Raw genomic sequence first — 24,516 nt, 5'->3', positions numbered from 1 at the left:
CCTCGACACGCCCGCTCCCATACAACCCGCGAGGCGCTTACGAATTGGGATTTCTGCGCGACAGCGCAACCCCTAGGGCTGTGTGATCGCCCAGGTAGTGAGAACTGTGCAAGCGATGTATGGATGCTTGTATTGAAGTTCAGCCATTAACCGGACCCAGATAATCAGTTCGCATTGGATCGCAGTCGAAGGGCAACTCAACGCAGGCAAATATCCATAGCAACGTTTTCACTGCTTCACTGCTTCACTGCGGTGGAGGTTGCTCAAATGGGGAAGTGTTTGTGGGGCTCTGTGCCGGCTGATGCTCACGCCGTCCCCCAGGTAGAAGTAGCCACTCTGGCTTGTACCTCCCCAGCACGCCGTATGGATCCCCGGCGGCACGTCGCACAGTTGCCGCGTAACCGAAAACGCCCGTACCTGCTTTCTGTTCGTTGAGCCCACCTGCCAATATCAGACAACCCCAAGATCAAACAGATCGCAGATGCGCTCTTTGCAGAGCCCGGTGACCGAACCACTTTGCGCGAGGGGGCCACTAGGCTTGCAACCAGCGAACGAACGCTGGCAAGGCTGGTAGAGAGCACGACCGGGCTGAGCTTCGGGCGCTGGCGCCAACAGTTGCATTTGATGATCGCACTGAGTCAATTGGCGGAAGGGGTATCCGTGCAGCGTGTGGCGGGCATTCTGGGCTATGACTCTGTTAACGCTTTTATCACGATGTTCAAGAAAGCGCTGGGTAAATCGCCTACCCAGTATTTTTCCTCCCTGCGTTGATACTTTGCTACAGATGAAACGCGAGGCTGTAGAGCGATCACGAAGCACCGTTATTGGTCCATCGCGCTCGGTTAGTTGTCGATCATCTGCGCCGCTTGCTGAGTGGCTTGGCTGGTGCGCGTGGCCAGCTTGCGCACCTCGTCGGCGACCACAGCAAAACCGCGTCCGGCTTCACCTGCCCGCGCTGCCTCGATGGCGGCGTTCAAGGCCAGCAGGTTGGTCTGGCTGGCGATACCCTGGATGGTGGCGACGATATGGGTAAGCTTGGCGAGGGTCTCCTGCATCACCTGGTGCTGTTGCGCCTGGGCCTCGCGAATGGTGCTTTCCTCATGGCGGGCATGGATATCGGTGATAGCCCCGACTACCCGCAGCGGTGCCCCGTCCTGACCCCGGCGGGTTTGCCCGCGGCCGCGGAACCAGCGGTAGTTGCCGCTCTGGTGCTTGAGCCGATATTCCACATCGAACGGGGTATTGCCGCTGTGGTCTTCCACGTGGGCGACGAAGGCTGCAATGGCGCGCGCGCTGTCGTCGGGATGCAGGCGTGAGGTCCAGCTTTCCAGGGTATTGGGAAACTCTTCGACGGTGCTGCAGCCCAGCAGCCTGCGCATCTGCGACGACCACCAGATGGTGTTGCCCGGGTTGGCCGGATCGCCCGCCACCACTTCGATATCCCATAGGCCGTCGTGAAGCATCTCGCGGGAAATATCGAAACGTTCGGCGGCCAGCTCCAATTCCTGGATACGCAGGTACTGCTCGTGGATGTCGCGCAGGGTGCCCGCCGTGGCCACTGCGACACCGTGGGCGTCGCGCTGCGAACTGCCGCTGAACCGGCACCAGCGATAGTCACCGCCGGTCGCGAGTTTCATCCGCACGTCCAGCGCAAACGGCGTGCGCCCACTGCGATCGGCCAGGTGCCGGGCCAGTGCTTGCATATGGGGTTGCCGGTCGGCAGGGTGCAGTTGCTCACTCCACTGTCCCAACCGGGCCAGGCGTGGTGCCTGTAGCGAGGCCGAGCCTGTCCACTGCATGGCACAGTCCGGCGTCGGGGTGGCGGCGATCGTTGGCTGCAGTTGCCAGAACAACTCATCCGCGCCCTGGGTGACCAGTGTCCAGCGCGCCTCCAGTTGCTGCACGAGTGCCTCGCGCTCAGCCAGGCGCTGCTCCAGCTGGCTGACCTGCGAAGCAAGCGCGCGAGCCTGTTCCTTGAGTTCCCGTCGCTCCTGCAGCACGCGCTCCACGCCTGCCAGGATCCGCCGCAACAGCGGATTGGCCGAAGACAACGGCGCGCTCGGCTGGTCGGGCTGCTCCAGGCGGTCGGCCAGCTGGGCCAACACCCAGCGGCTGGTGCGATTAAACAACAGCATGCGACACCTCCGGTTGTATGGCGGCATCAGCCGACGGTGCCTGCGCCTGCCGGATCGACAAGGCCTGGCTGTCGAAGTCGGCCGCCCCGGGCAACGCTGGCCAGGCCGACGGGCCGCTGGCGATTTCCTGTGGGCTCAACAGACAGTGGTCGAGCTCGCGTTGCAGCGCCTGGATGTCCAGGTCCTGGCCGATGAACACCAGTTCCTGGCGGCAATCACCGACGATGCTGTCCCACTTGGCCGTGATGCCCTGCAGGCGATATTTGTCTTGCGGCCATTGCGACGGGTCGATGAAACGCCACCAATGCCCCACGTAATCCCACTGGAATTGCTTGCCGCTGTGTACCAGCAGTGCGGTTTCGCGGTGGCGACTGGCGAGCCAGAAATAGCCTTTGCTGCGCAGCAACCGACCGTTGCGCCAGGGACGGGCAAGAAACTCGAGCAAGCGTTGCGGATGGAACGGGGCGCGCTCGCGATACACCCACGAGACCACGCCATAGGTGTCCGACTCGGCTACCGGCGTATCGTGCGCGTCCATCCGTTTCATCCAGCCGGGCGCTGCGGCAAGGCTGGGCAGATCGAACAGCCCGGTGCCAAGGATGCTCGACAGCGCTACGTTGCCGGAGACCATTGGCAGGATCTGCGCCCCCGGATTGAGTCCGGCCAGAATCGCCCGCAACGCCTGGTAGCCGGCCTCATCGACCAGGTCGTACTTGTTGACCAGGATCACATTGGCGTACTCGACCTGCTCGATCAGCAGATCGGCCAGTGGGCGCCTGGGGGTATCGGTCGTGGCGTCGGCACGGGCGACGGTTTCGGCCGAGTCGAGCAAGGCCATGAACTGGCTGGCATCGACCACCGTCACCAGGGTATCCAGGCGCGCCAGCTCGCTAAGGCTGAAGCCGTTGGTGTCGAGAAAGGCAAAGGTCTCGGCGACCGGCATCGGCTCGGAAATCCCGGTGGACTCGATCAACAGGTAATCGAAGCGCTGCTGGCGCGCCAGCGCGCTGGTCTGCTCGAGCAGGTCGGCGCGCAGGGTGCAACAGATACAGCCGTTGCTCATCTCGATCAATTCATCCTCTCCACGGTGCAGCGCAACCTCGCGCTGCACCTCGGAGGCATCGATGTTGACCTCGCTCATGTCGTTGACGATAACCGCCACCTTCAGGTCCTGGCGGTTGCGCAGGATATGGTTGAGCAAAGTCGTCTTGCCTGCGCCGAGGAAGCCCGAAAGGACCGTCACCGGCAGTCGGCCCGCCTGGGCGCTATTGCTCATGGGCGCGCCGCTCCCGAACCTTCGACCTTGTCCAGGTAGCTTTCGAACAGGTCTACCACCACCCGCCCATCGTCTGCGGCATCGCCCCACAGGTCGCGCACGCGAAACTCGACATGGTAGGTCGGTTGGTGCGCAGCGCTCTGGTCGCCATGCCCGATCGCATCCGGGAACGGCCACTGTTCGGTGGTGCGGTGCAGCACCACGCCTTGCTTGCCGCGCACATACCCCGGCATGCGCACATGCCCGGCCACGTATTCATCGCGCACGATGACCCGGTCGCCCACTTCGAAAGGCGCTCGCCCGGTGATCGCCGCGCGCCCTTTCGCGTGGGCGGGGTTGGCCAGCTTGAAGTGCGAGCCCAGCGCCTCATCCAGTTCGGCCTGGGTGATGACGCCGGTCTCGACCAGCAACGTGGCGGTGGCGATCACATAACGCTCGTAGTACTCGGTACCGACATGCTGGCGCACATCAATGCGTTCGACCGCGTGACGTATTTCGTCGACGCTGAACTTCTTCATGTGATCGGCGCCGATGAACATCAGGCTGTAGGCCAGGTGTTCCCAGTCCTGCTTGAATACCTGCTTGTAGCTCAGGCTGTTGATGCGATGGGGCACTTTGCCAAAGCCCTGGAAACCGCCGAGATCGTGGAAGCCATCCATATTGAATACTCCGGAAGGTGAATGAAGTGGGTGGACCGGCTCAGCCAACCCGGGGCACGGCGACACCGATAAGCACGTCCTTGGTGACCAGTTGCCGCAACTGCTCTTCGCTCATGTCCTCCGAGCCCGCGGGCCGTTGCGGCAGCACCAGGTAACGGCTTTCGGCGCTGGTGTCCCAGACCTTCACCAGCACGTCGTCGGGCAACTCGGTGCCCAGCTCGCGCAGTACCGTACGCCCCTCCCGGACCAGCCGCGCACGGAACTCGAAGCCCTTGTACCACTCCGGCGGCAGGCCCAGCACCGGCCAGTTGGTGCAGGAGCACAGGCTGCAGACGATCACGTTCTTGACCTGCGGGGTGTCTTCCAGGGCGACGATGTATTCGCCTTGCGGGCCGGTGAAACCGAACTGGGCGCAGGCGGCGGTACCGTCCTTGAGCAGCAGTTCGCGGAACTGCGGGTCGACCCAGGCCCTGGCGACGATGCGCGCGCCGTTTTCCGGGCTCCAGCCATGTTCCATGAGTTCGGTGAGCTGTTCGATGTAGCCCTCGGGAATGAGGTCCTTGTTCTTGAGCACTGCAAAAAGTGCCCGCGCCCGCTCGCCAGGGGTTGAGGTTGCCGTCATGGGATTACTCCTCTCGTTCGACACGGTTATCGGTGGTTATTGCTGTTTTGGTTGTTTTTGCAGGGGCGCAGCGCCTACAGCGTGCGCCAGTCCACTGCGTTTTCGAAGGCTGCCGCGGCCCGGTAGATCGTGCCTTCGGCGTAATGCTTGCCGACCAGCATCAGCCCGACCGGCAGGCCGTCGACCAGGCCACAGGGGATGGACATGGCCGGGTGGCCGGTGATGTCCTGTGCGGCGGTGTTGCCGAGCATCTCCAGTGCCCGCGAGACATTCTCGGTGATCGAGCAATCCGGCGCGGGCAGCGGCTGGGCGACGATGGGCACGGTCGGCATCACCAGCAGGTCGTAGCGCTGCAGTGCCTTGTCGTAGCCGGCACGGGCAAAGCGCGCGAGGTTCTGGGCCTTGGCGTAGTAACGGCCGTGGTAGTGCTCCAGGCCGAACTGGCCAACCAGCATGCACAGCTTGAGCGAAGGCGACAGGGCGTCGGCCTGGGTCCGCCAGCCGGCCTGCTTGTCGAGCAGGCCGACGTCGTACAGGCCCTTCCAGTTAAAGCCCGCGCCGTTGCCGTGCATCATCTGCATGGTCAGGCCTTCGCAGCCGATCGGGTTCCACAACGTGCCCGCCAGCGTGTGCTCGGGCACCGACACCTCCTCGACCACCGCGCCCAACGCCTCGAGCCGGGCGATGGCGCCGCGGACCGTTTCGGCCACCCGCGGATCAAGGTTGGCGAGCTGGAAACCTTCCTGGAGGATGCCGATACGCAGCCCGCCGACACCGCGCCCAAGGTAGTCGCTGTAGCTATCGACCTCCGGCGCGCCCTGGCGCGGGTCAAGCCCGTCGGTACCGGCCATCACTTCGAGCATCAGTGCGTTGTCGCGCACGCTGCGGGTCATCGGGCCGACATGGTCGAAGGTGGCCTCGATGGCCATTACCCCGGTATAGGGCACCAGCCCGAAGGTCGGCTTCATGCCGTAGATGCCACACCAGGCCGCAGGAATACGCACCGACCCGCCCTGGTCACCGCCCACCGCCAGGTCAACTTCGCCCGCCGCGACCAGCGCCGCGCTGCCCGACGACGAGCCGCCGGTACTGAAGCCGGGGCGCAACGGGTTGTGCACGGGCGCCGGGTCGGAGGTGTGGCTGGCGCCAGACAGGCAATAGTGTTCGCAGGTGGCTTTGCCGAGAATCGTTACCCCTGCGTCGAGCAGGCGCGTCACCACGGTGGCGTCGAACGATGGCACGAAACCGGCCAGTGGCGAGGCGCCGTTCATCATCGGCACGCCTGCCAGCGAGATGTTGTCCTTGAGCGCGACCGTCCTGCCGAGCAGTATGCCGCTGCTGGCGCCCATCACCTCGGTGCGGTAGTACCAAGCGTTCAGCGGGTTTTCCACGCTGGAAGGGCGATAACCCGCCGTGCGCTCGTAGCGCACCAGCGGCGTGAAGTCCGGCAGCTCATCGACCAGGTCGTAGGCGTCGAGGCTGCCCTGCATTAGCGCCAGGTACTCGCTGGCTTGCTCGGGCGTCAGTTGCATGTGCAGGCGGCTGGCGAGCGCCTGCAGTTGTTCGAGCGTCGGGCGGGTGATGGCCATGGGGTGTCCTTTTTCCTTTCCGGTGCCGGGCCAAGGGGCCGGCAATTAGCGGTTCGTGGGCTCGCCGCGGTTGGGCCTGGTACTAACCTAGCGCCAGCGCGGGGAGCCGACTTGGTTGAGCAGGACAGTCGCTGTGTTGAGCAGGACTGCGTTGCGCCAGGTCGCAGGCCTACTGCTCCAGCTTGGGCACCCCGGCCTGCCCGGCCGCATCGCCGCGTGCGGGCCAGACCACGCCGACGCTATTCATGCCCTTGGCCGGGTCCATCGTCGGGTTGGCCAGCACCACGTCGCGGTAGGACGGGCTGCCGATCACGGCGGGCTTGAACTTGACCAGGAAATCGTTGACCTCCTTGCGCAGCTCCGGCGCCAGGTTGTAGTCGTTGTAGCACTCCTCCAGGCAATCCAGCGTGGCTTGCCAGTGCACCTCGGTCAGCCCCATGCCGCGGTGTGCGGTGACCATGTCCCGCCCGCGGTATTTGGCGCTGCCGCCCCAGTGTTGCGCGAGGAAATCGACGAAGTTGATGTGTTCCTTCTGGAAGGTCGACTCGGACATATGCGCCCAGATATGGCCGATCGCCGGGTGGGCCATGGTCTTGCGCAATACCGCGCCGGCGAACTGGTAAATGGCGTCGTAGCCACCCAGGCGGGTATACAGCGAAGGTTGTTGCTCGGTGGAAGCGTTTGGCTCAGTCATGTTCGAATGCTCCGTTTCAGCTGGGAATGTGCAGGCGGTTAAAAGACCCGGACGTACCTGAGGTTCAGTCGGAAGTTTTCCTTCGGCCCGTTTTCTACCGCGAGGTCACGCCCCAGCTGCATCTGCAACTGGTCCTGGGTGGTAAAGAACTTGGTGGCGGTTAGGCGGAAGTTGGTGGTTTTGCCGCGGTCATCCTGGGAGGTGCCGTCTATCCGGTTTTCCCCACCCCAGGTGTGGCCAAAACCGACTGCCAAGGACGTACCCGGGTCGATGATGTAGCGCCCCATCAGTTGCGCGGCGTAGGACGTCTCCTGTTCGCGGCGTACCGAGTTGGCGCCGAAGTCGTCGTTGTCGCCATACCAGATCGCATCGCCCACCAGGTCGAGCGCCCACTTCTCGCCGAAGTGCTTGATGTACGCGGCCTGAAGATCCACTTTCCAGCGGTTCTCGCCCAGGTTCAGCGCGTCCTTGCGGTCGTAGTTGCCGGTAGGTGCGACCAGGTAGACCGTGGCGCCGACCGTGTCGTTGGCCTCGTTGAGGCGGTACTTGAGCGGCGCGGTGAGAATGAGGTCGCCGATGCCGCTGGCGCTGCCCAGGGCCGAGGCGTCACCGCCGCTGGAAACATGGCCGAACGGCAGCAGGAACTGCGGCTCGATGGTCAGCCGGTCGGTCAATTTAAAGACGTGCAGCAAACGCAGGATGCCGACATTGGAGGTCAGGTTGAAGTCGGAGCTGACCTTGTGGCCCTGGGCGTAGGCACTGTCGGTAGTGGAATGCTGGTAATAGACTACACCGATGGTTTTATCCGCCGGCAGCACTTCATAATCCCCCGGCGAAACTTCAACTGCCTGCGCAGACAGGCACGGCACGGCCGCCGCAAGCATCAGGTAACGGAGTTGTTTCATGACCCAAGTCCTTCTTGGTGGTAAAACGCGGGCAAAAAGAGCCCCGCTGTCGTAACAACGACAGGTGCAGGGCTAAACGTGGAGTTCGTTGGTTAGTTGGCGCTTGCTTGGGCGTCGCGCAACATGCCGGTGTGCGGGTGGCAGTTGATGTATTCGAACACCTGGCTGCTCGCATCCGACACCGACACTTCGTGGTAGAGCCGCAACTTCTGCAGCCCCGCGGCCACCCGGAAGAAGGTGACGAAGATACGCAGATGGGTCGGATGGGATTCCGCCCAGCGTTCGAGTTTTTCCACCGAGCGCCAGTGACCGATGTTGTAGCTCTTGTCGAGCAGGTTGCCGTCCGCATCGATATTGCGCACGAAGCGGTTGCTGTAGCAGCCCAACGCCTGGCCGTTATCGCGCAGGAAATCCATGCCGTCCTGCAAGGTCGGCAGGATCTCGTCCAGGTACAGCGAGCGCTCGGCCTGTTCAGCCGCGGCCCAGTCCTGGCCCGAGCGAATCAAGGCGATATTGTCGTGGCCGACCACCACCACCCGCCCGCCCTTGGCCGGGTCGCCGGACACCACCCGCAGCTCGCCGTCCGGGTTCATCCAGTCGGTTTGCGACACCGGGAAGCGGTCGCGCATCGAGCCCCAGTAACCGTGCTCCTCGATCTCGCCGCTGATGCTGCCCATGACCGCCCCGACCCCGGGCAGATCGCTCTGGAATGCATACAAGGTCTCGAACTGCTCGGCCCGCGGCGCACTGATCTCGCGGTAGTAACCCAGGCCATCGCTCAAGCGTTGCGGCGAACTCCACCAGCCATCCACCTCGGCCGAGCGCATCCAGCGGCAATACGCCCTGGCGTCTTTCCAGTAGCCCACCACCATCAGGTTGTCGTAGCCGCTGCTATCGACATGGTGCGTCAGGTCGTGGGTCAGCGGGCCGTCGGCCAAGCTGAAGCTGGCGACGATCTCGCGCAGCGCCTGCAAGGCCCGCTCGCGCTGGCCATCGCCGTGATACTGCACACCCAGGTAGGCCATCACCACCTGGGTCAACTGCGCGTCAGCGCGACCGACCCACATCGGGAACGGCGGCTGGTAATCGTCAGGCACCCGGCGCGACAAGGTGCGCGGGCACTTGAGGTGTTTGTCGATTGCGGACTCCATCACAGGCTCCTTGTTATTTTGGCTTCGGACACACGCTCGGCATTACCACGGGCACGTAACGCGCACGTTCCCCACTCGATCAGCCACGACAAAAACTCTTCGGGCGCCAGGTCGCGCATATGCAGCCACCTGAACTCGTCGACCATTCGTTGTTGTTGTTGAACTCGCATGGGCTTTACCTCATCGGCGCAGGTTGCTGGAAATGCCGTGAGGTCAACGTTAGGCACGCCACAACAGCGTCGCTTTGTTGGTCAGGACAACCGTTTGGTTGGTAAAGACAGCGCGAAAATACCCGCCAGGACACGAACCGCGATGGTGCAATGCACAGGGATAAAAAGGGTTTTTGCCCCGGAATGGGCAGACCCAAGAGGTGCTTTTGCGATGGACGCCGCCGCGGCATTCACACCGCAGGCCGGGTTGGCCACGGCCCGCGCCAGTGAGTCGCGCTGGCGTGGATATTGCCTGTCGCAACCTCGGTAACAGTGCTTCGTTCCTCAAGTAGTAGCATCAAGGTGAGCGCCATCATGGCTGAGACCAATCACTATTCCACCCTTACCGTTTCGCCAGCCCGTCGCTTCGACTACTGGCGGGAAGTGGTCTGCCGGCATTGCCTGTCGGCGGACAGCAAACCCTCGTTGCAGAGCAATTTCGAGGGTGCGCTACAGGTCCACGGAATTGGCCCCCTGGACATCACCACCCTGTCTTCGCCACTGCACCACTGGGTGCGTTCCGAGCAACACCTGCGCGGCGACCCAGCCGAAGATATCTGGCTGGGTTTCACCCTCGACGGTTACGGCGAAATCGAACAACACACGCGCAAGGCCAGCCTGACGACCGGCAGTGTGTTTCTTTACGACGCAACCCAACCGTTCCGCTTCAGCCTGGGTGGTACCGAAAACCACCTGATCCGCATCCCCCGACCGCTGCTCTCGCAGCGCCTGCCAGGCATCGCCGACCTCACCGCGCGGGTGCTGGACGAGTCCCGCCCCGGAGTGATTCCGCTGCGGCAGATGATCGGCCAGGCCGCCAGTTCCGCCGCGTTGCTGCAGAACGAAAGCATCTCCCGGCGCTACTCCAGTACCATCATCGACTTGCTGGTACTCAGCCTGGAGCTGCAGGACCTCAAGACCACCCATCAAGAGCTGGACCTTTACGGGCGGATCATGAACTACATCCAGCGGCACCTGACCGAACCGGAACTGTCGATCGAGTCGATTGCCGTGGCCCACCACGTATCGACGCGCACGGTCACCCGGGCATTTGCCCGGCACCAGAAATCCCCGGTCGCCGAAATCTGGAAGGAACGGCTCAACGCCAGCCGCGCAGCGATCGAACGCGGCCAGGTAAGAAGTGTTTCCCAGGCCGCGCTGGAATTCGGGTTCTCCGATTTCTCGCATTTCAGTCATGCGTTTCGGAAGGCTTTTGGAGAAGCGCCGCATTCGTTGTTGCGGCGGAGTAGGGGGTAAGTCCGGCGCCCTCAAGGTAAAGACCAGGCTCCATATTATCGGCCTTGAAGCTCGGCCATGCCAGGTTGGGCCATACCGCCGAGGAGAAGTGGGCGGAGCCTGACACAAGGCTGGTGCTCTTGCAGATTGCGGCTCGCTGCAGAGACTTATGGATCTCAGTGGAAGTCAGTCACAAGCTATCGGGATCTCCGTAGGGTATTTTCGTCGTTGACCCATGCATAGACGATGACCTTGGATCTTGAGTCGTAGCGAAAGAACAGCCGAAAGCGCCTGCCGATTTTTGCTCGGTGCCAATGCCGTTAGGCAGTGCCCAGCGTGTTGCCTTGGCGGAACTCATCACGGCCCGGGTCGGCCGGTACAGCCTCCATGATCAGATGGCTCAATGCCCGAAACAGCTTCACGTTGGCGTTGCTCTCAAAACCTTGCGGGTCGTTCTGCTCGGCTCGGGCGGCGGCTTCTTGGAATTTGCGTAGCTGTAAAGTCACACCTTCATGGAACAACAGTGTCCAGCCATGTCGTAGCATCAGATCGCGACCTCACCGTCGATATCTTCGTCCAGGTTAACGGAGCGATTTGCGTTGGCGAGCATGGTTTGCGCCAAGTCTTCCGACAGGGTAGTGAGGTTGCGTCCGCTTCGGATATCAGCCTCCAGCAAACCCAGGAACGCAACGATGGCAGGCGGGGAGGACGCTCAATAGCGCCGCAGGATGAGTTACACCACTTCCAAGGGTATGATAGGTTTCTCGGGATTGCGTACAGACCCTAAACCGCTTCCTGTTCGACACTAAACCCTGCCTCGAACAATTCCTCACCCAAGCTTGCCCAGCCCGCTAATTCGGCGAAATGCTTCATCCGGGTCAGTGTCCGTTTCGAAGCATCTACGGGCCGTCGTTCAGTGCGTTTCTCGAAGCCAGCGAGGCGCTGGCAAGCCAGGCGACCACAAGCGAGGAAGATTTCGCCCAGGTCATCCTCGAGGTCTTGAGCTGCGCGGCGCCTGACACGCACTACTGCGTCGGCGCGGACGCCGCCGAGTTCGTGCGCATGGCGCGCACCCAGGGCGCACGCGAGCTGGATGCCTTGTTCAGTGCGCAGATGCCGGGCCGCGAAGCCTTTGCCACTGCCGTGGAAACGGACGGCGCCGCATGAACGCGCGCAAGCTCAAGGCTTGGCAGGCGCAACATGGGCCACTGCTGGAAGCGGCCATCGAGGCCGTGCGCACACGGCAGCCGTTCAGCCCGTTTTCCGATGAGCTGGGCGACTACGACAGTGCACAGATAGAGCAAGGCGAGAGCCGTTTCAGGCGCCTGCTCGACGCGCCGTTCCACGTCACCCCGCAGGTGCCGGCCGACGTGGACCCGCGCTGGGCAGGTGGCGAACGCTCGCCCTACGGCTTCGACCTGGGTATCCGCTACCGGGTCGAAGCATTCCCGCTGCTGGCGTGCCGGGCCGAGGCGGCCAAGCGCAAGTGGCAGCAGCTCGATATCGGCCTGCGTTGTGCCTTGCTGTGCGAGGTCATCACCCGCCTGCACGAGGATACCTTCCTGTTTGCCCATGTCGGCATGCACACCAGTGGGCATGGCCTGTTCATGGGGTTTCACGCCAATGCGGTGCACGCCCAGGCACGTGCGCTGGAGTCGGTGGCCCAGGTGCTGGCGGCGGCTCGCGAACTGAGTGGCGGGTTCGAGGCAGAGCTGGTGGTGGGGCAGGGCGCCAGCCAACGCCTGTCACGCCAGTTCGCGACCATGCCGGTGGGCCTGTCGCTGGTCTACGCCGGACGGGTGGTGCCGACCTGGGGCGCTTATCCCGGGTTGTTCGCTTCGCTCGCGGCGGGTTGCCCGGTGGTGGTCGTCGGCCATGACCAGGCGGTGTTGCCGATGGCCCTGACGGTCAAGGCACTGAAGGCGGCCTGTGCGCAGGTCGGTGTGCCCCATGACATCGTCAACCTGTTCCACAGCGACGACCCGGCCGCCTATCGGCAGGCGGCGCTGCACCCTGACGTGCGACTGATCGACTACATGGGCGCGGCGGAGTTCGGCAGCTGGCTGCGCCAGCATGCCTGGCAGGCACGGGTGATGACCCAGCAAAGCGCCCAGACGCCGGTGTTCCTGCATTCGACCCACGACTACGACGGCATGCTCGAGAACCTGGCCTTTGGCTTGTGCTCGTTTTCCGCGCAGCTGTGCACCTCGCCACAGACCTTGTACGTGCTGCCTGAAGGCATACGCTTGGCGGACGGCGTGGTGTCGGTGGCGCAGTTCGAACGTGACCTGGTCGAGCGGATGGAGCAGGTGCTGGCGCGCTTCCCCAGTGCCCGCGAGCTGCTCGGGGCATTGCTGGACGCGCAGAGCCTGGCCGAGATCCGCACCTGTGAAGGCGCCCGTTTCGCCCGTGTGCTGCGCCGCGCCGAAGCTGTACAGGACCCCGATTACCCACACGCCTGCATCGTCACGCCTTCATTGATTGCCGTGCGCCAGGGCTTTGCCAGCAGCGTCGAACACTATGGCCGGGAAATCCGCGGGCCGGTGTCGTTCCTGGTCCAGCCGCCTGACCTGCGGGCCCTGCTTGCGGAACTGCGCGTCATTGGTCAGCACCATGGCGCATTGGGCCTTGGCCTGTATACCGTCGATGCCGGGGTGGAGCATGCGCTGCGCCAGGTTTCGCAGGAGATGGGGGCGCTGCTGTCGATCAACTTCTGCAAGAACTTCTACATCAGCCAGTGCGCAGTGTTCACCGATATCCATGGTGGCGGCACAGGGGCCGCGGCCAATGTCACCTATGGCGCGCCGGGCTACTACCACGCCCGATTGCGCATGACCGAGCAGAGGAAGCTGTTGTGATGCGTGAGGCGCAGCCGGTCTGGCCATTCCGGGGGCCGCCCCCGGCGGGGCTGGCGCTGTTCGCCCTGGACCTGGAGGGCTACCGCACGCCGTGTGACGCGGTGTTGCATGACGCTCGCTGGCTGGGCCCGGCACTGGCGCCCCGCCGGCGCGAGTTCGCCGGTGGCAGGGTGTGTGCGGCGGCGGCGCTGGGGGCGCTGGGCCATGAGCAGGGTTGGTTGCCGATTGCCCGGCCTTATCGTTACGCGCGTTTTCAGCTGGGCACCGTGGGGTCGATATCGCACACCCGGAAGCTGGCGCTGGCGTGCGTGGCCGATGCCGGGCTGTGTCTTGGCCTGGGCATCGATATCGAGGACATGGTCGGCTACCCGGAATTGTCCGAGATGGCCGAGCATGCCATGCACCCGGAGGAACGCGAGCGTTTCCAGCGGATGCGGGGTGCCGAGGCGCTGCGGTTCTTCTACCTGTGCTTCAGTGCCAAGGAAGCCTTCTACAAGGCAGTATTTCCGCTTTGCCACGTGGAGCTGGAAATGGACGAAGCGCAATTGACCGACTGGGACGACCAAGGGCGTTTCGAGCTGGCGCTGCGTTCGCAGCGCCTGGGCGAAAGGTTTTCCGATGGCCATGTGTTTCACGGTAGCTGGGCCGTGCAGGGCGAGACGCTGTACGTGCTGCTGACCATCGACCATGCGGCGTCGACGCGACCGCGCGCCGGCTGAGCAACGTCCGACGGGTGGGCTGTTGTAGGGGCCTGGGAGGCGTGGTAGTGTCTTTTTACATACATTCTGTATGTATGATGCCGGCAGGGCACCTACGCCTTGTCGCAGGGAAGTTCGAATCATCCGTGGGCGCCACCGGGCCTCGTGTCATCGGCGACGCCTGATTTTCATTCAAGGGATCTGCAATCATGAGCGCATCTGCAAACACCGCCAGTGCACCGAACGTCCGCCACCCCTGGCTGGCGGTCGCGGCCGTCGGGCTCGCCACGTTCTCCGTGGTCACCACTGAAATGCTGCCGGTCGGCCTGCTGACCACCATCGCCGAAACGCTGGGTACCACGACGGGCACCGCTGGCTTGATGATCACCTTGCCAGCCTTGCTGGCGGCCTTCTTCGCACCGCTGGTGGTGATGGCCGCGGGCAATCTGGACCGCCGCTGGATTCTCTGCGGCCTGCTGGGCTTGCTGGTGGTCGCCAATGTCGCCTCGGCGTTGGCGTCGAGCATGGCCTGGATGTTGGCCGCGCGGGTGCTGGTCGGGTTCTGCATGGGCGGGATCTGGGCCATTGCCGGCGGCCTGGCCGCACGCCTGGTACCTGGGCAATCGATCGGCCTGGCCACTTCGATCATTTTCGGTGGGGTGGCGGCCGCCTCGGTGCTGGGCGTGCCGCTGGGTGCGCTGATCGGTGACTTCGCCGGCTGGCGTTGGGCGTTCGGCAGCATGGCGATACTCAGTGCCCTGGTGTTGCTGATTCACCTAGCGGTCATCCCGTCATTGCCGGTGCACGGCTCGGTGACACTGCGCCAGTTCGCCGAGCAACTGGGCAATCGCAAGCTTCAGGCGGGCCTGGCACTGACCCTGTTGCTGGTGGCCGGGCACTTCATGGCGTTCACGTTCGTGCGCCCATTACTGCTCTCGGTATCCGGTTTCGACCCGCAGTGGATCGGCGCCTTGCTGTTCGCCTATGGCATCGCCGGCATCATCGGCAATTTCCTGGCCGGCATCATCGCTGCGCGACGCACCACGCTCACCCTGGTGGCCATCGCCGTTGGGCTGCTGCTGACCCCGCTGCTGTTTCTCGGCATCGGTGCCAATCAGTTCGGTGGCAGCCTGGTGCTGTTGGCCTGGGGGCTTGCCTACGGCGGGGTGTCGGTGGGTCTGATGACCTGGATGATGAAGGCGGCGCCCGCCGCGGTGGAAATTGCCACGGCACTGTACGTCGGCGTATTCAACGTCGGTATTTCGCTGGGGTCCTGGGCAGGCGGGCAGACCGTCGATGGCCTGGGCCTGACCACCAACCTGTGGCTGGCGGCCGGCCTGGCCGCACTGGGGTTGCTGCTGGCGCTGGGCATGGGCGGGCACAAGCCCGAAGCGCTGGCCGCCCAGGCCAACGCCGCAAAATGACGCACGGCCCGGGCGGCGTCACGCCCGGGCGTTCCACACCATGTACGTGCACGTCTCCCGTCTCAGGAGAGGCGTGCTCGCGCCTGGAAGGTCTTTACAGAATTGGGGAGAGGGCATGAGGGGTACACGGATGTTCACCCGCACACTGTCGGGCGGCGTGGCGCTGATCGGCGTGACGCTGCTGGTTGGCGGCGTATGGTTGCTGATGCTGGGCGGCAGCGGGTTCTATGCCTTGGCTGGGCTGATGCTGGGCGCCGTCGCCCTGGGGCTGTGGCGGCAGCGCCGCTACGCGCTGGGTGTCAGCCTGGCGCTGCTGGCCGTAAGCGTGGCATGGGCCTGGTGGGAAGTAGGCCTCGATTACTGGCAATGGGTGCCGCGGGTGGCGATGTTCCTGGTGGTGGCGTGCATCGTCACCGCCTGTTACCCGCAACTTCGCGACACCGCAGGCTTGGCTGGGGCGCGCGCCGTGCGCAACCGGCTGCTGCCGGTGTTGCTCGGTGTGCTGCTGGTCGGTGGGCTGGGCGCTTTCCAGCCGCATCCGGGGAGCGCTGCGCTGCCTGGCGTGGAAGTGGCGCAGGCGGCGCCGGGCGAACCCTCCCTTGAGGCGGGCGACCCCGACTGGCCACAATACGGCCAGAACACGCGTGGCAGCCGCTATTCCGCGCTGAGCGAGATCGATACCTCGAACGTCGCCGGCCTGGAAGTGGCCTGGCAATACCGCACCGGTGACCTGCCCGTTGGCGAGGCCGCGTTCCAGGGTACGCCGATCAAGCTCGGCGAGCTGCTGTATGTCTGCACGCCCTACAGCAAGGTGGTAGCGGTCGACGCCGAGAGCGGTGAGCAGAAATGGGCCTACGACCCCCAGGCCCAGTCGAAGGAATGGCAGCGTTGCCGTGGCCTGGCGTCCTGGCAAGCGCCCGCCGGCGAGGTGGAAAAAAGCGAGGCCCTGTGCCGCACGCGCATCGTGCTGACCACCCTCGACGCCCGCTTGATCACGCTGGACGCACACAGCGGCGCGGTGTGCCCTGGGTTTGGCGAGAATGGCCAGGTCAACCTGCTCACGGGGCTGAGCGAACGGGCCAAGGCTTCCTATTACCCGACATCGGCACCCCTGGTGGCAGGCGACGTGATCGTCACCGGCGCACGTATGCAGGACTGGGCCGCTCGTGGTGAACCTTCAGGTGTGGTGCGCGGCTGGGATGTGCGCACAGGCAAGCTGGTCTGGGCCTGGGACCCCGCCGCACCGAAGCGCGGGAAACCGCTGCCGGCGGGGCAAGTCTACCCGGATGAGACGCCCAACTTCTGGGGGACTGCGTCCTACGACCCGGCGCTCGGCCTGATCTACGTGCCTACGGGTAACCAGACCCCTGACTTCTGGGGCGCGGACCGTTCCTTGGCGGCCGAAACCTACAATGCCTCGGTGGTCGCTATCGACGTGCGCACCGGGATCGACCGCTGGCACTTCAGGACGGTTAATCATGACCTGCACGACTACGACGTGGCCGCTCAGCCCATCCTCCACGACTTGCCCACCGGCAATGGCGATACCACTCCCGTTGTCATCGTGCTGACCAAGACCGGCCAGGTCTTCGTGCTCGACCGGCGCGATGGCCGGCCTGTCTTCCCGGTCGAGTCGCGCACGGTCAGTGCCGAGGGCGCGCCCGCTGGCCAGCGGCCGGCGCCACAACAGCCGTACTCCAGTGTGTCGCTGGGATATGCGCCCCTGACCGAACAACGCATGTGGGGCATGACCGCCCTCGACCAGTTGTACTGCCGTATCCAGTTCAAGCGGATGCACTACGTCGGTGACTTTACCCCGCTGAGCACCCGCAAGAGCCTGATGTACCCCGGCTACTACGGCGGCATCAACTGGGGCGGTGGCGCGGTCGACGAAGCCTCTGGCCTGTTGCTGGTCAATGACATCCGCATCGCCCACTGGGCACAGTTCATCGAACACGAGAAGGCCCTGGCGGCCGGCTACAATCCCACCGGCGCATCGGGCAACTATGCCGAGCAGCGCGGCGCACCCTATGGCGTCATCCACGGCATGTTCACCTCGCCGTTGGGCGTGCCTTGCATCGCCCCGCCCTACGGGACCCTGACCGCGATCGACCTGAACTCAGGGCAGATCGCTTGGCAGGTGCCCATGGGCAGCACCGAGGATACGCCGCTGCCTGGAGGGCTGCCGGGGCTGGCGATGCCCATCGGCATGCCCACCATGGGCGGGCCGCTGGTCACCCAGGGAGGGCTGGTGTTCTTCTCAGGCTCCATGGACCACTACCTGCGGGCCATGGACAGCCGCACCGGTCATGTGCTGTGGAAGGGCCGACTGCCCGTCGGCAGCCAGGCTACCCCTATCAGCTACCAGGGCAACCGCAGCGGGCGCCAGTATGTGGTGGTGACCGCTGGCGGCGCCCAAGGCCCCGGCAAGGCGAATGGCGACTACGTCATCGCCTACCGCCTGCCCTGACCGATAACCGGGGCCGGCAGTCGGCCCCATTCGACCCTTGCACTCGGCCTGGCCGAGGGAGCGCGATTCATGAACGCAGAAATTTTCGAACTGGGTGACATCCAGCTGCAGTCCGGCCGGTGCCTGCGCCAAGCCAGGCTGGCCTACCAGACCTACGGTGAACTCAATGCCGCAAAGGACAATGTCATCGTCTACCCGACGTCGTTCGCCGCCACCCATGACGACACCGCGTGGCTGATCGGCGAAGGCCGGGCTCTGGACCCGAACAAGTACTTCATCGTCGTGCCTGACGCGTTCGGCAATGGTGTGTCCAGTTCCCCCAGCAACACGCCGGCGCCGCACAACGGCAATCGCTTCCCGCACATCACCGTGCATGACAACGTGATCCAGCAGCAGCGCTTGCTGAGCGAACGCTTCGGCATCGGCAAGATCCGCCTGGCCATCGGTTGGTCGCTGGGCGGTTCCCAGGCGTTCGAGTGGGCGGCGGCCTATCCTGACCAGGTCGAACGGCTGTTCACCTTCCAGAGCGCTGCACGGACGTCGCGGCACTTCCAGGTATTCTTCGACAGCGTGCGGGCCGCGATCGAGCTCGACCCGGCCTTCGACCAGGGCTTCTATGACCAGCCGCCGCACCGTGGCCTGCGGGTCGCGGCGCGTATCTATGCCGGCTGGGGCTTCTCCCAGGCGTTCTACCGTGAACGCCTGGACCAGCGGGTGCTGGGTTATGCCTCGCTCGAGGACTTCCTGATCGACTTCTGGGAGGGCTGGTTCCTCAAGCGTGATGCCAACGACCTGCTCGCCCAGCTGTGGATGGGGCAGCATGCGGACATCAGTGCCAACCCGCGCTATCGCGGCAACATCGACCAGGCACTGGCGGCGATCAAGGCCGACACGGTGATCATGCCGTCGTCCAGCGACCTGTATTTCCCGGTGCTGGATGCCGAGCAGGAGGCTCGCGGCATCGCCCGTGCCGAGTTGCGCGTGCTTGAGTCCGACTGGGGCCATGTGGCCGGTGAGGGCCTGAACGATGCCGATACCCAGGTGATCGAGCGCGCGATCAGCGAGCTGCTCGCACGTTGAGCCCGCGGTGCTGGCGCGCTTGTCACGGCGCCAGCAGGCCGTGAGAATGCCGGGATCGCATCGACGACGATGCTCCCGTCATGCCGCAGAACAAGGAAACCGCCGGATGGCTCGCCGTACCCGTGCCGAAATGGAAGCAACCCGTGCCACCTTGCTGGCCACCGCGCGCCAGCTTTTCGGCGAGCGCGGCTATGCGCAGACCTCGATGGATGACCTGACTGCCCAGGTTCAGCTCACGCGGGGGGCGCTCTATCACCACTTTGGCGACAAGCAAGGCTTGCTGGCGGCGGTGGTGGCGGAACTCGACGCTGAAATGGACGCACGCTTGCGAGCGATCACCGACAGCGCCGAAGATGCCTGGGAGGGTTTCTGCCGGCGCTGCCACGCCTACCTCGAAATGGCCGTCGAACCACCGATCCAGCGCATCGTCCTGCGTGACGCCCGGGCGGTGCTGGGCGGTGCGTCGCCGGATGCGCAACGCCATTGCGTGGACTCGCTGCAACACCTGATCGCCAACCTGATAGAGCAGGGCATTGTCGTGCCTGTCAACCCGCATGCCCTGGCGTCACTGATCTACGGCAGCCTGGCCGAGGCTGCGTTTTGGATCGCCGAGGCCGAAGAGGGCCAGGCACGCCTGGCCGAGGGTGGAGTGGCGTTGAGTTTGTTACTGGATGGCTTGCTGGTAAGGTGACTCGTTCAAAGCTACGGCCAGGTAGACATCCCCATCTTTGTTCCGGGCTGCAATCGTTTTTTGTTCTGTGGTACCTAGTGACCAGTCGACAGCGCCCCCGCCATCAGCGTACTTGCCGGGTTCGGCAATGGCGCGCAGGAAAGCATCGCTGAGTTTTCGCCGCAGTGCGGGTGTAGGGAGGGAAGTCGTCATGTGCGGGTACTTTTTTCGAAACAGAAAAAGTACCCAAAAACCCGCAGACGCGTTGGAAATGGGCGGAATACGACGGACGGCATTGGGCTTGAGTTTAAGTTAAGCTAATGAATTTATTGTAATTTCTGGATCTCAGTGGAGGTAAGTCACAAACTATCGGGATCCCCAAAAAACATTTGGACATTCATATAAATCAGTTGGTTATGAATGGGAAATTGGTTTTGTACCCCCAGATGTACCCCTTTTTACAGCAGCTACGAGTGGATTACAGTGGACGCACCGGGGGCGGGGCTGGCGCAGAACGTGCAATCCCTCACCCATTAGCGCAACTTATGCTTTGGGCTCGTCCCAGTCGCTGCGCGTCGCAGCAGTCAGCGCATCCCAGTCATCAGGCGGGTTGCCGCGGCCCAGCATCTTCTCAAATACGGCGTAGGGATCAGATTTGCTGCCTGCAGACCGTAAGGTATTTTCGTCGTTGACCCATGCATAGACGATGACCTTGGACCTTGAGTCGTAGCGAAAGAACAGCCGAAAGCGCCTGCCGATTTTCGCCCGCCGCCAATGGCGGTAGGCGGTGCCCAGCGTATTGCCTTGTCGGAACTCATCACGGCCCGGATCGGTAGGCACAGCCTCCATGATCAGATGGCTCAGCGCCCGAAACAGCTTGACGTTGGCGTTGCTCTCAAAACCTTGCGGGTCGTTCTGCTCGGCCCGGGCGGCGGCTTCTTGCAATTTGCGTAGCTGTAACGTCACACCTTCATGGAACAACAGTGTCCAGCCATGTTGCAGCATCAGATCGCGACCTCACCATCGATATCTTCGTCCAGGTTTACGCAGTGGTTTGCGTTGGCGAGCATGGTTTGCGCCAAGTCTTCCGGCAGAGTGGTGAGGTTGCGGCCGTTTCGAATATCAGCTTCCAGCAAACCCAGGAATGCACCGATGGCAGGGTCTTCGTGGGTGGTTTCTACACGGCTGACCACGATTTCACCGCCGCGTACGTCGAATGCAATCTTGCCACCGGTGTCAATGCCTAGTAGCTGGCGGACGGATTTGGGCAATGTGACCTGTCCCTTCGAGGTCAGCGTGGCGATTTCGTGGATGGCAGGCATGAGCATTCTCCCGGATGTATTGACTGGATGGTAAGGAATAATCCTTACCTGGTCAATATTGATTCTTTGCTGATGAAGCATAGGTGGGGGAAGGGCGCTCAGTAGCAGGGCAGGACGATTTACACCACCTCTTAGGACATTAACCGGTATCGGGTGGGGCTCATTTCTCGACCGAAAGGGGCATCATCGTGCGCTGCTGGAACTCCAGTTTGCCGCCTGGCATTAGATGCTCTGTTGATGCTCGGGCGGATTATTTTCTCCATTGCTCAGATCGTCCAAGAGGTTGCTGGCAACCGCTTCCTCTGGAATTGCGAGCCCTTGGGTGTCCATAGCTATGTGCAGCGCGCTGTCCCATAGAGCCTCGACTCCGTTGAGGGCCAAATCGCGCGGTCGCGTCGGCGCTACCATCACCGCTTCGAAGTAATCTCTGCAGCCGAATCGCCAAGGGACTGCTTGCCAATTACGCATGACGTGATTGCCGATGGCGATCCCTGGCCAGTCGTAGTCGCCATGGTAGTGCCGGTGTGCGCCGGCGGCGGCCAACTGGTCGAGTAGAATTCGCTGCGCAGCGGCGGGCATGCCATCATTGCAGACCAATGGAGCACTTTGGGCACCTAGACGGTCGGCGACGATGGCTACTATGTTCGGATTCTCACACACGTAGACATTCCGACCCTCTACTTGCCAAGAATATGGTTTGCGAACCAATTGCCGTAGTGAGAGGTAGGCGGGCTCGCCAGGCAGCCAGGTGCGGGGTGTGTCTGGCACCACTGGCAAATCCGCTGATGCTCCCGGCCAGGATGAGTTGTGAATCACCAAATTCTGCCTCGGTGACCTTCCGTGATCGATGAGACCATTCTTCAGTCCTCTTCGCTATTTGCCAAGCTTCCCCTGCGAGCCAAATACTTGGGAGTTTTTTGTGTCGGGGGTGCTGAGCATCTTCGGTTGGGGGCATCCTTTTCGAACCATCCAAAGTATGCCCTCAAATATGCCCGAAATGTAGCAATTTGCTGGAAGTAAATGGTTGTTCGAGGCTAGAAAACGCAGAAATGATCAGCTAACGAGCATGCGCGAAGCCCCTAAAGACTGTCAGGGTCGCCGAAGAACATCTGTATCCGTGACCGCAGCCAGCGCTCCGCCGGGTCGTTATCCTGCGCGCCACGCCAGGCCATGTGCAGCTCGAAACTACGTACCGGTATCGGCAAGTCCTCCGCCCGCAACCCGCCGGCAGCTGTCAGCGCATCGGCGGTGTAGTCCGGTACCGTCGCCACGATATCGGTCCCCGCCAGCAAGCTCCCCAACCCGTTGAATTGCGGTACCGCCAGCACGACATGGCGCTTGCGACCCAGCTCGTCCAGCGCCTCGTCGATAAAGCCAGACAAGTCCCCGGCAAACGACACCAATGCATGTGGCCGCGCGCAGAAGTCGTCCAGGGTGATGCTGCCAGGCACGCTGTCGGCGCGCAGCAGTTTCGGCGCGCTGCGGCGCAGCACCTTGCGCTTGGCGTTGGCGGGCAGTTCGCTGGTGTAGCTGACGCCCACCGAGATTTCCCCTGAGGCCAGCAGGGTCGGCATCAGCAGGTAGTTCACCCGGCGCACCACCAGCACGATGCCAGGGGCCTCGGCGCGAATGCGCTTGAGCAGTTGCGGCAGCAGGGCGAACTCGGCGTCGTCCGACAGGCCGATGCGGAATACGGCATTGCTGGTGGCAGGGTCGAATTCGGCTGCGCGGCTGACCGCGGTGGAAATCGAATCCAGCGCGGGCGACAACAGCGCGAAGATCTCGTGAGCCCGTGCCGAGGGCTCCATGCTGCGGCCAGTGCGCACGAACAACGGGTCGTCGAACAGGTTGCGCAGGCGCGACAAGGCCGCGCTGATGGCTGGCTGGCCGAGGAACAGTTTTTCCGCTGCACGGGTCACGCTGCGCTCGTGCATCAGCGTTTCGAACACAATCAGCAAGTTGAGGTCTACACGACGCAGGTCGTTTCGATTCATCGGTGCGCTTCGCCTGAAGGGGGGCAGGGGTGAATCTTAAGGCCAAAGGCTGTTACCCTGCACGGCTTTACGGGAGCCAATTGCACGGAAAGCCAGGTGCCCAATCGATGACAGGCATGTCGACTATTAATGACCACTGGTGGTCTAACTGCAAAAGCCCGGATAGAGTCAGTGGTAATTAGAGGTTCACAAAGGCGAGGTTTGCGATGTCCCGCATGATCCGTTTCCACAAGTTCGGCGCTGCCGATGTGCTCCGTTGCGAGGAGCAGGCCGAACCGTCTCCCGCTGCCGACGAAGTGCAAATTCGCGTCGAGGCGGTTGGCGTCAGCTGGTATGACGTGCTCTGGCGGCAGAACCTGGCGCCCTCGCAGGCACGCCTGCCGGCCGGTATCGGCCATGAGATGGCCGGTGTGGTGACGGCGGTCGGTGAAGGGATCGAAGACATTGCCGTGGCTGACCGGGTCGCCAGTTTTCCCGCTACCAGCGCCAATGACCACCCGGTATACGGGGATGTCATCGTGCTGCCACGGACCGCGATCACACGCTATCCGCAGGTGCTTACCCCGATCGAGGCCAGCGTGCACTATACGCCGCTGCTGATTGCCTATTTCGCCTACGTGGACCTGGCACGGGCCAAGGCCGGGCAGACTGCCCTGGTCACCGACGCCAGCCACTGTGCTGGCCCCGCTTTCGTGCAGTTGGGCAAGGCGCTGGGGCTTAAAGTGTTCGCCGCCACCAAGGATGCCGAGCAGCGTGACTACCTGCTGGGCCTGGGCGCCGACAAGGTGATCGTCACCGAAGAGCAGGACCTGTTGATGCAGGTCGGCAAGTACACCGATGGGCGCGGCGTGGACATGGTTCTGGACGGCATGGGCGGGCCGCAGATGTCGTTGCTGGGCGATGTGCTGGCACCGCGGGGCAGCCTGGTACTGTATGGCCTGCAAGGCGGCAACCAGACGCCGTTCCCAGCCTGCGCGGCCTTCCAGAAGAACATCCAGTTCTACGTGCACTGCATCGGTAACTTCACTGGCAAGCCGGAACTGGGTATCAGCCAGGACCAGGTGGCGCTGCAGCGTGCCTTGCGTGACATCAACCAGTTCACCGCCGACCAGTTGCTGACCCCGCAGATCATCAAGGTGTACCCGTTCGAGCAGGTGGTGGAGGCGCATCGCTACATGGACCAGTGCCCCTGTGGTGGGCGCGTGGTGTTGGATATGGCGCAGCATTGACCACTGCAGTTCACCGTGAACCCGGGCCAGCCCCGGGTTTTTTGTGCGCGGAATAAAGTAACGTCATCGTTAAAGTGGGAATATTCCTACAATAAAAGACGAAGCGGACTACATATAATTCATTAATTAAATGCCAATGGAAACATGCCGCCAATCATTTGCGGTTGCACGTGGGTGGTTAGAGGGTCAAGGTGAATTTGGCGCTTTGCTGAATGGTTTTTTTACCGTGATCTGTATCTTCAATTCGCTTCGCATCACTCGATAATGGCGCAATGATACTTTGTGCAAGGAGTAA

At 63.1% G+C, this 24,516-nt stretch carries 23 protein-coding genes and 4 pseudogenes; 10 read left to right on the top strand and 17 right to left on the bottom strand.

Annotated elements, in window-relative coordinates; genetic code table 11:
- Positions 1 to 516: 516 nt before the first annotated feature.
- Positions 517 to 771 carry a helix-turn-helix domain-containing protein gene (locus G1E_RS27635; RefSeq protein WP_009685500.1) on the top strand — a complete coding sequence of 85 codons (255 nt, stop codon included), beginning with the start codon at positions 517 to 519 and terminating at the stop codon, positions 769 to 771.
- Between the two features lie 77 nt (positions 772 to 848).
- On the opposite strand, the pseudogene G1E_RS30240 reads toward G1E_RS27635, so the two are convergent.
- From G1E_RS30240 to G1E_RS28705, 10 genes and pseudogenes are all read right to left on the bottom strand, one after another.
- Positions 849 to 1,106: pseudogene (locus G1E_RS30240) on the bottom strand (methyl-accepting chemotaxis protein); the annotation flags it as partial.
- A gap of 30 nt (positions 1,107 to 1,136) precedes the next feature.
- Positions 1,137 to 1,799, bottom strand: a pseudogene (locus G1E_RS30235) (PAS domain-containing protein); the annotation flags it as partial.
- A gap of 322 nt (positions 1,800 to 2,121) precedes the next feature.
- Entirely contained in the window at positions 2,122 to 3,411 is a 1,290-nt protein-coding gene (locus G1E_RS14480; protein ID WP_009685497.1) for a GTP-binding protein, read from the bottom strand.
- Complete coding sequence (gene nthB, locus G1E_RS14475) at positions 3,408 to 4,070, bottom strand: nitrile hydratase subunit beta (RefSeq protein ID WP_009685496.1); 663 nt, start codon at positions 4,068 to 4,070, stop codon at positions 3,408 to 3,410. The genes G1E_RS14480 and nthB overlap by 4 nt, the downstream gene beginning before the upstream one ends.
- A 40-nt stretch (positions 4,071 to 4,110) precedes the next feature.
- Positions 4,111 to 4,692: a nitrile hydratase subunit alpha gene (gene nthA, locus G1E_RS14470; protein ID WP_009685495.1), complete on the bottom strand. Its 582-nt coding sequence runs from the start codon at positions 4,690 to 4,692 to the stop codon at positions 4,111 to 4,113.
- 74 nt (positions 4,693 to 4,766) lie between these two features.
- Positions 4,767 to 6,281: an amidase gene (locus G1E_RS14465; protein WP_009685494.1), complete on the bottom strand. Its 1,515-nt coding sequence runs from the start codon at positions 6,279 to 6,281 to the stop codon at positions 4,767 to 4,769.
- A 169-nt stretch (positions 6,282 to 6,450) separates the two neighbouring features.
- Entirely contained in the window at positions 6,451 to 6,975 is a 525-nt protein-coding gene (locus G1E_RS14460) for a group 1 truncated hemoglobin (RefSeq protein ID WP_009685493.1), read from the bottom strand.
- Positions 6,976 to 7,013: 38 nt separating this feature from the next.
- A complete protein-coding gene (locus tag G1E_RS14455) occupies positions 7,014 to 7,880 on the bottom strand; it encodes a transporter (protein ID WP_009685492.1) in 867 nt (288 codons plus the stop codon).
- A gap of 92 nt (positions 7,881 to 7,972) precedes the next feature.
- Positions 7,973 to 9,031, bottom strand: a complete 1,059-nt coding sequence (locus G1E_RS14450) for a phenylacetaldoxime dehydratase family protein (protein ID WP_009685491.1) — start codon at positions 9,029 to 9,031, stop codon at positions 7,973 to 7,975.
- A complete protein-coding gene (locus G1E_RS28705; protein WP_009685490.1) occupies positions 9,031 to 9,201 on the bottom strand; it encodes a hypothetical protein in 171 nt (56 codons plus the stop codon). The genes G1E_RS14450 and G1E_RS28705 overlap by 1 nt, the downstream gene beginning before the upstream one ends.
- A 354-nt stretch (positions 9,202 to 9,555) precedes the next feature.
- Between G1E_RS28705 and G1E_RS14445 the strand changes: the two genes are divergently transcribed.
- Positions 9,556 to 10,497, top strand: a complete 942-nt coding sequence (locus G1E_RS14445; RefSeq protein ID WP_009685489.1) for a helix-turn-helix domain-containing protein — start codon at positions 9,556 to 9,558, stop codon at positions 10,495 to 10,497.
- A 182-nt stretch (positions 10,498 to 10,679) separates the two neighbouring features.
- Here G1E_RS14445 and G1E_RS14440 read toward each other — a convergent pair.
- Together G1E_RS14440 and G1E_RS29535 are read right to left on the bottom strand one after the other, a co-directional pair.
- Positions 10,680 to 11,021 (bottom strand): annotated as a pseudogene (locus G1E_RS14440) (type II toxin-antitoxin system YhaV family toxin); the annotation flags it as partial.
- Positions 11,021 to 11,176 (bottom strand): annotated as a pseudogene (locus G1E_RS29535) (AbrB family transcriptional regulator); the annotation flags it as partial. The pseudogenes G1E_RS14440 and G1E_RS29535, both read right to left, overlap by 1 nt.
- A gap of 164 nt (positions 11,177 to 11,340) precedes the next feature.
- Here G1E_RS29535 and G1E_RS14435 point away from each other — a divergent pair.
- The 7 genes from G1E_RS14435 (at position 11,341) to G1E_RS14405 (ending at position 19,697) form a co-directional block, all read left to right on the top strand.
- Complete coding sequence (locus tag G1E_RS14435; protein ID WP_009685486.1) at positions 11,341 to 11,643, top strand: hypothetical protein; 303 nt, start codon at positions 11,341 to 11,343, stop codon at positions 11,641 to 11,643.
- Positions 11,640 to 13,334, top strand: coding sequence for an aldehyde dehydrogenase family protein (locus G1E_RS14430; RefSeq protein ID WP_009685485.1), 1,695 nt, complete (start codon positions 11,640 to 11,642; stop codon positions 13,332 to 13,334). Before G1E_RS14435 ends, G1E_RS14430 begins: the two co-directional genes overlap by 4 nt.
- A complete protein-coding gene (locus tag G1E_RS14425) occupies positions 13,334 to 14,053 on the top strand; it encodes a 4'-phosphopantetheinyl transferase (protein WP_009685484.1) in 720 nt (239 codons plus the stop codon). The genes G1E_RS14430 and G1E_RS14425 overlap by 1 nt, the downstream gene beginning before the upstream one ends.
- A 188-nt stretch (positions 14,054 to 14,241) precedes the next feature.
- Entirely contained in the window at positions 14,242 to 15,456 is a 1,215-nt protein-coding gene (locus G1E_RS14420; protein ID WP_047149903.1) for an MFS transporter, read from the top strand.
- 130 nt (positions 15,457 to 15,586) lie between these two features.
- Positions 15,587 to 17,926, top strand: a complete 2,340-nt coding sequence (locus G1E_RS14415; protein WP_082437888.1) for a membrane-bound PQQ-dependent dehydrogenase, glucose/quinate/shikimate family — start codon at positions 15,587 to 15,589, stop codon at positions 17,924 to 17,926.
- Positions 17,927 to 17,995: 69 nt separating this feature from the next.
- Entirely contained in the window at positions 17,996 to 19,006 is a 1,011-nt protein-coding gene (locus tag G1E_RS14410; protein WP_009685479.1) for an alpha/beta fold hydrolase, read from the top strand.
- 106 nt (positions 19,007 to 19,112) lie between these two features.
- Positions 19,113 to 19,697: a TetR/AcrR family transcriptional regulator gene (locus tag G1E_RS14405; protein WP_047149901.1), complete on the top strand. Its 585-nt coding sequence runs from the start codon at positions 19,113 to 19,115 to the stop codon at positions 19,695 to 19,697.
- Here the strand turns inward: G1E_RS14405 and G1E_RS27625 are convergent.
- From G1E_RS27625 to G1E_RS14385, 5 genes are all read right to left on the bottom strand, one after another.
- Positions 19,671 to 19,889: a hypothetical protein gene (locus G1E_RS27625; RefSeq protein ID WP_082437889.1), complete on the bottom strand. Its 219-nt coding sequence runs from the start codon at positions 19,887 to 19,889 to the stop codon at positions 19,671 to 19,673. The two genes, G1E_RS14405 and G1E_RS27625, sit on opposite strands and share 27 nt — an antisense overlap.
- A gap of 330 nt (positions 19,890 to 20,219) precedes the next feature.
- On the bottom strand, positions 20,220 to 20,681 hold the full coding sequence (locus G1E_RS14400; RefSeq protein WP_047149900.1) for a type II toxin-antitoxin system YhaV family toxin: 462 nt from the start codon (positions 20,679 to 20,681) through the stop codon (positions 20,220 to 20,222).
- Positions 20,681 to 20,998, bottom strand: coding sequence for a type II toxin-antitoxin system PrlF family antitoxin (locus tag G1E_RS14395; RefSeq protein WP_009685476.1), 318 nt, complete (start codon positions 20,996 to 20,998; stop codon positions 20,681 to 20,683). Before G1E_RS14395 ends, G1E_RS14400 begins: the two co-directional genes overlap by 1 nt.
- 222 nt (positions 20,999 to 21,220) lie before the next feature.
- A complete protein-coding gene (locus G1E_RS27620) occupies positions 21,221 to 21,766 on the bottom strand; it encodes a TIGR02679 family protein (RefSeq protein WP_198748533.1) in 546 nt (181 codons plus the stop codon).
- A gap of 311 nt (positions 21,767 to 22,077) precedes the next feature.
- Positions 22,078 to 22,992 (bottom strand): LysR family transcriptional regulator, encoded by a 915-nt coding sequence (locus G1E_RS14385; protein ID WP_029884809.1) that lies wholly within the window; start codon positions 22,990 to 22,992, stop codon positions 22,078 to 22,080.
- A 206-nt stretch (positions 22,993 to 23,198) separates the two neighbouring features.
- Between G1E_RS14385 and G1E_RS14380 the strand changes: the two genes are divergently transcribed.
- Positions 23,199 to 24,221, top strand: coding sequence for a zinc-dependent alcohol dehydrogenase family protein (locus G1E_RS14380; RefSeq protein ID WP_009685473.1), 1,023 nt, complete (start codon positions 23,199 to 23,201; stop codon positions 24,219 to 24,221).
- Positions 24,222 to 24,516: the final 295 nt, after the last annotated feature.

The organism is Pseudomonas sp. TJI-51, assembly GCF_000190455.2.
Classification (GTDB): domain Bacteria; phylum Pseudomonadota; class Gammaproteobacteria; order Pseudomonadales; family Pseudomonadaceae; genus Aquipseudomonas; species Aquipseudomonas juntendi.
The sequence above is the reverse complement of the archived record's forward strand: the minus strand, read 5'-3'. Positions and strand labels throughout refer to the sequence as shown.

Bases quoted from the DNA above. Each gene is read 5' to 3' on its own strand.
- G1E_RS14480 (WP_009685497.1), bottom strand. From the start codon at position 3,411: ATGAGCAATAGCGCCCAGGCGGGCCGACTGCCGGTGACGGTCCTTTCG.
- nthB (WP_009685496.1), bottom strand. From the start codon at position 4,070: ATGGATGGCTTCCACGATCTCGGCGGTTTCCAGGGCTTTGGCAAAGTG.
- nthA (WP_009685495.1), bottom strand. From the start codon at position 4,692: ATGACGGCAACCTCAACCCCTGGCGAGCGGGCGCGGGCACTTTTTGCA.
- G1E_RS14465 (WP_009685494.1), bottom strand. From the start codon at position 6,281: ATGGCCATCACCCGCCCGACGCTCGAACAACTGCAGGCGCTCGCCAGC.
- G1E_RS14460 (WP_009685493.1), bottom strand. From the start codon at position 6,975: ATGACTGAGCCAAACGCTTCCACCGAGCAACAACCTTCGCTGTATACC.
- G1E_RS14455 (WP_009685492.1), bottom strand. From the start codon at position 7,880: ATGAAACAACTCCGTTACCTGATGCTTGCGGCGGCCGTGCCGTGCCTG.
- G1E_RS14450 (WP_009685491.1), bottom strand. From the start codon at position 9,031: ATGGAGTCCGCAATCGACAAACACCTCAAGTGCCCGCGCACCTTGTCG.
- G1E_RS28705 (WP_009685490.1), bottom strand. From the start codon at position 9,201: ATGCGAGTTCAACAACAACAACGAATGGTCGACGAGTTCAGGTGGCTG.
- G1E_RS14445 (WP_009685489.1), top strand. From the start codon at position 9,556: ATGGCTGAGACCAATCACTATTCCACCCTTACCGTTTCGCCAGCCCGT.
- G1E_RS14435 (WP_009685486.1), top strand. From the start codon at position 11,341: ATGCTTCATCCGGGTCAGTGTCCGTTTCGAAGCATCTACGGGCCGTCG.
- G1E_RS14430 (WP_009685485.1), top strand. From the start codon at position 11,640: ATGAACGCGCGCAAGCTCAAGGCTTGGCAGGCGCAACATGGGCCACTG.
- G1E_RS14425 (WP_009685484.1), top strand. From the start codon at position 13,334: ATGCGTGAGGCGCAGCCGGTCTGGCCATTCCGGGGGCCGCCCCCGGCG.
- G1E_RS14420 (WP_047149903.1), top strand. From the start codon at position 14,242: ATGAGCGCATCTGCAAACACCGCCAGTGCACCGAACGTCCGCCACCCC.
- G1E_RS14415 (WP_082437888.1), top strand. From the start codon at position 15,587: ATGTTCACCCGCACACTGTCGGGCGGCGTGGCGCTGATCGGCGTGACG.
- G1E_RS14410 (WP_009685479.1), top strand. From the start codon at position 17,996: ATGAACGCAGAAATTTTCGAACTGGGTGACATCCAGCTGCAGTCCGGC.
- G1E_RS14405 (WP_047149901.1), top strand. From the start codon at position 19,113: ATGGCTCGCCGTACCCGTGCCGAAATGGAAGCAACCCGTGCCACCTTG.
- G1E_RS27625 (WP_082437889.1), bottom strand. From the start codon at position 19,889: ATGACGACTTCCCTCCCTACACCCGCACTGCGGCGAAAACTCAGCGAT.
- G1E_RS14400 (WP_047149900.1), bottom strand. From the start codon at position 20,681: ATGCTGCAACATGGCTGGACACTGTTGTTCCATGAAGGTGTGACGTTA.
- G1E_RS14395 (WP_009685476.1), bottom strand. From the start codon at position 20,998: ATGCCTGCCATCCACGAAATCGCCACGCTGACCTCGAAGGGACAGGTC.
- G1E_RS14385 (WP_029884809.1), bottom strand. From the start codon at position 22,992: ATGAATCGAAACGACCTGCGTCGTGTAGACCTCAACTTGCTGATTGTG.
- G1E_RS14380 (WP_009685473.1), top strand. From the start codon at position 23,199: ATGTCCCGCATGATCCGTTTCCACAAGTTCGGCGCTGCCGATGTGCTC.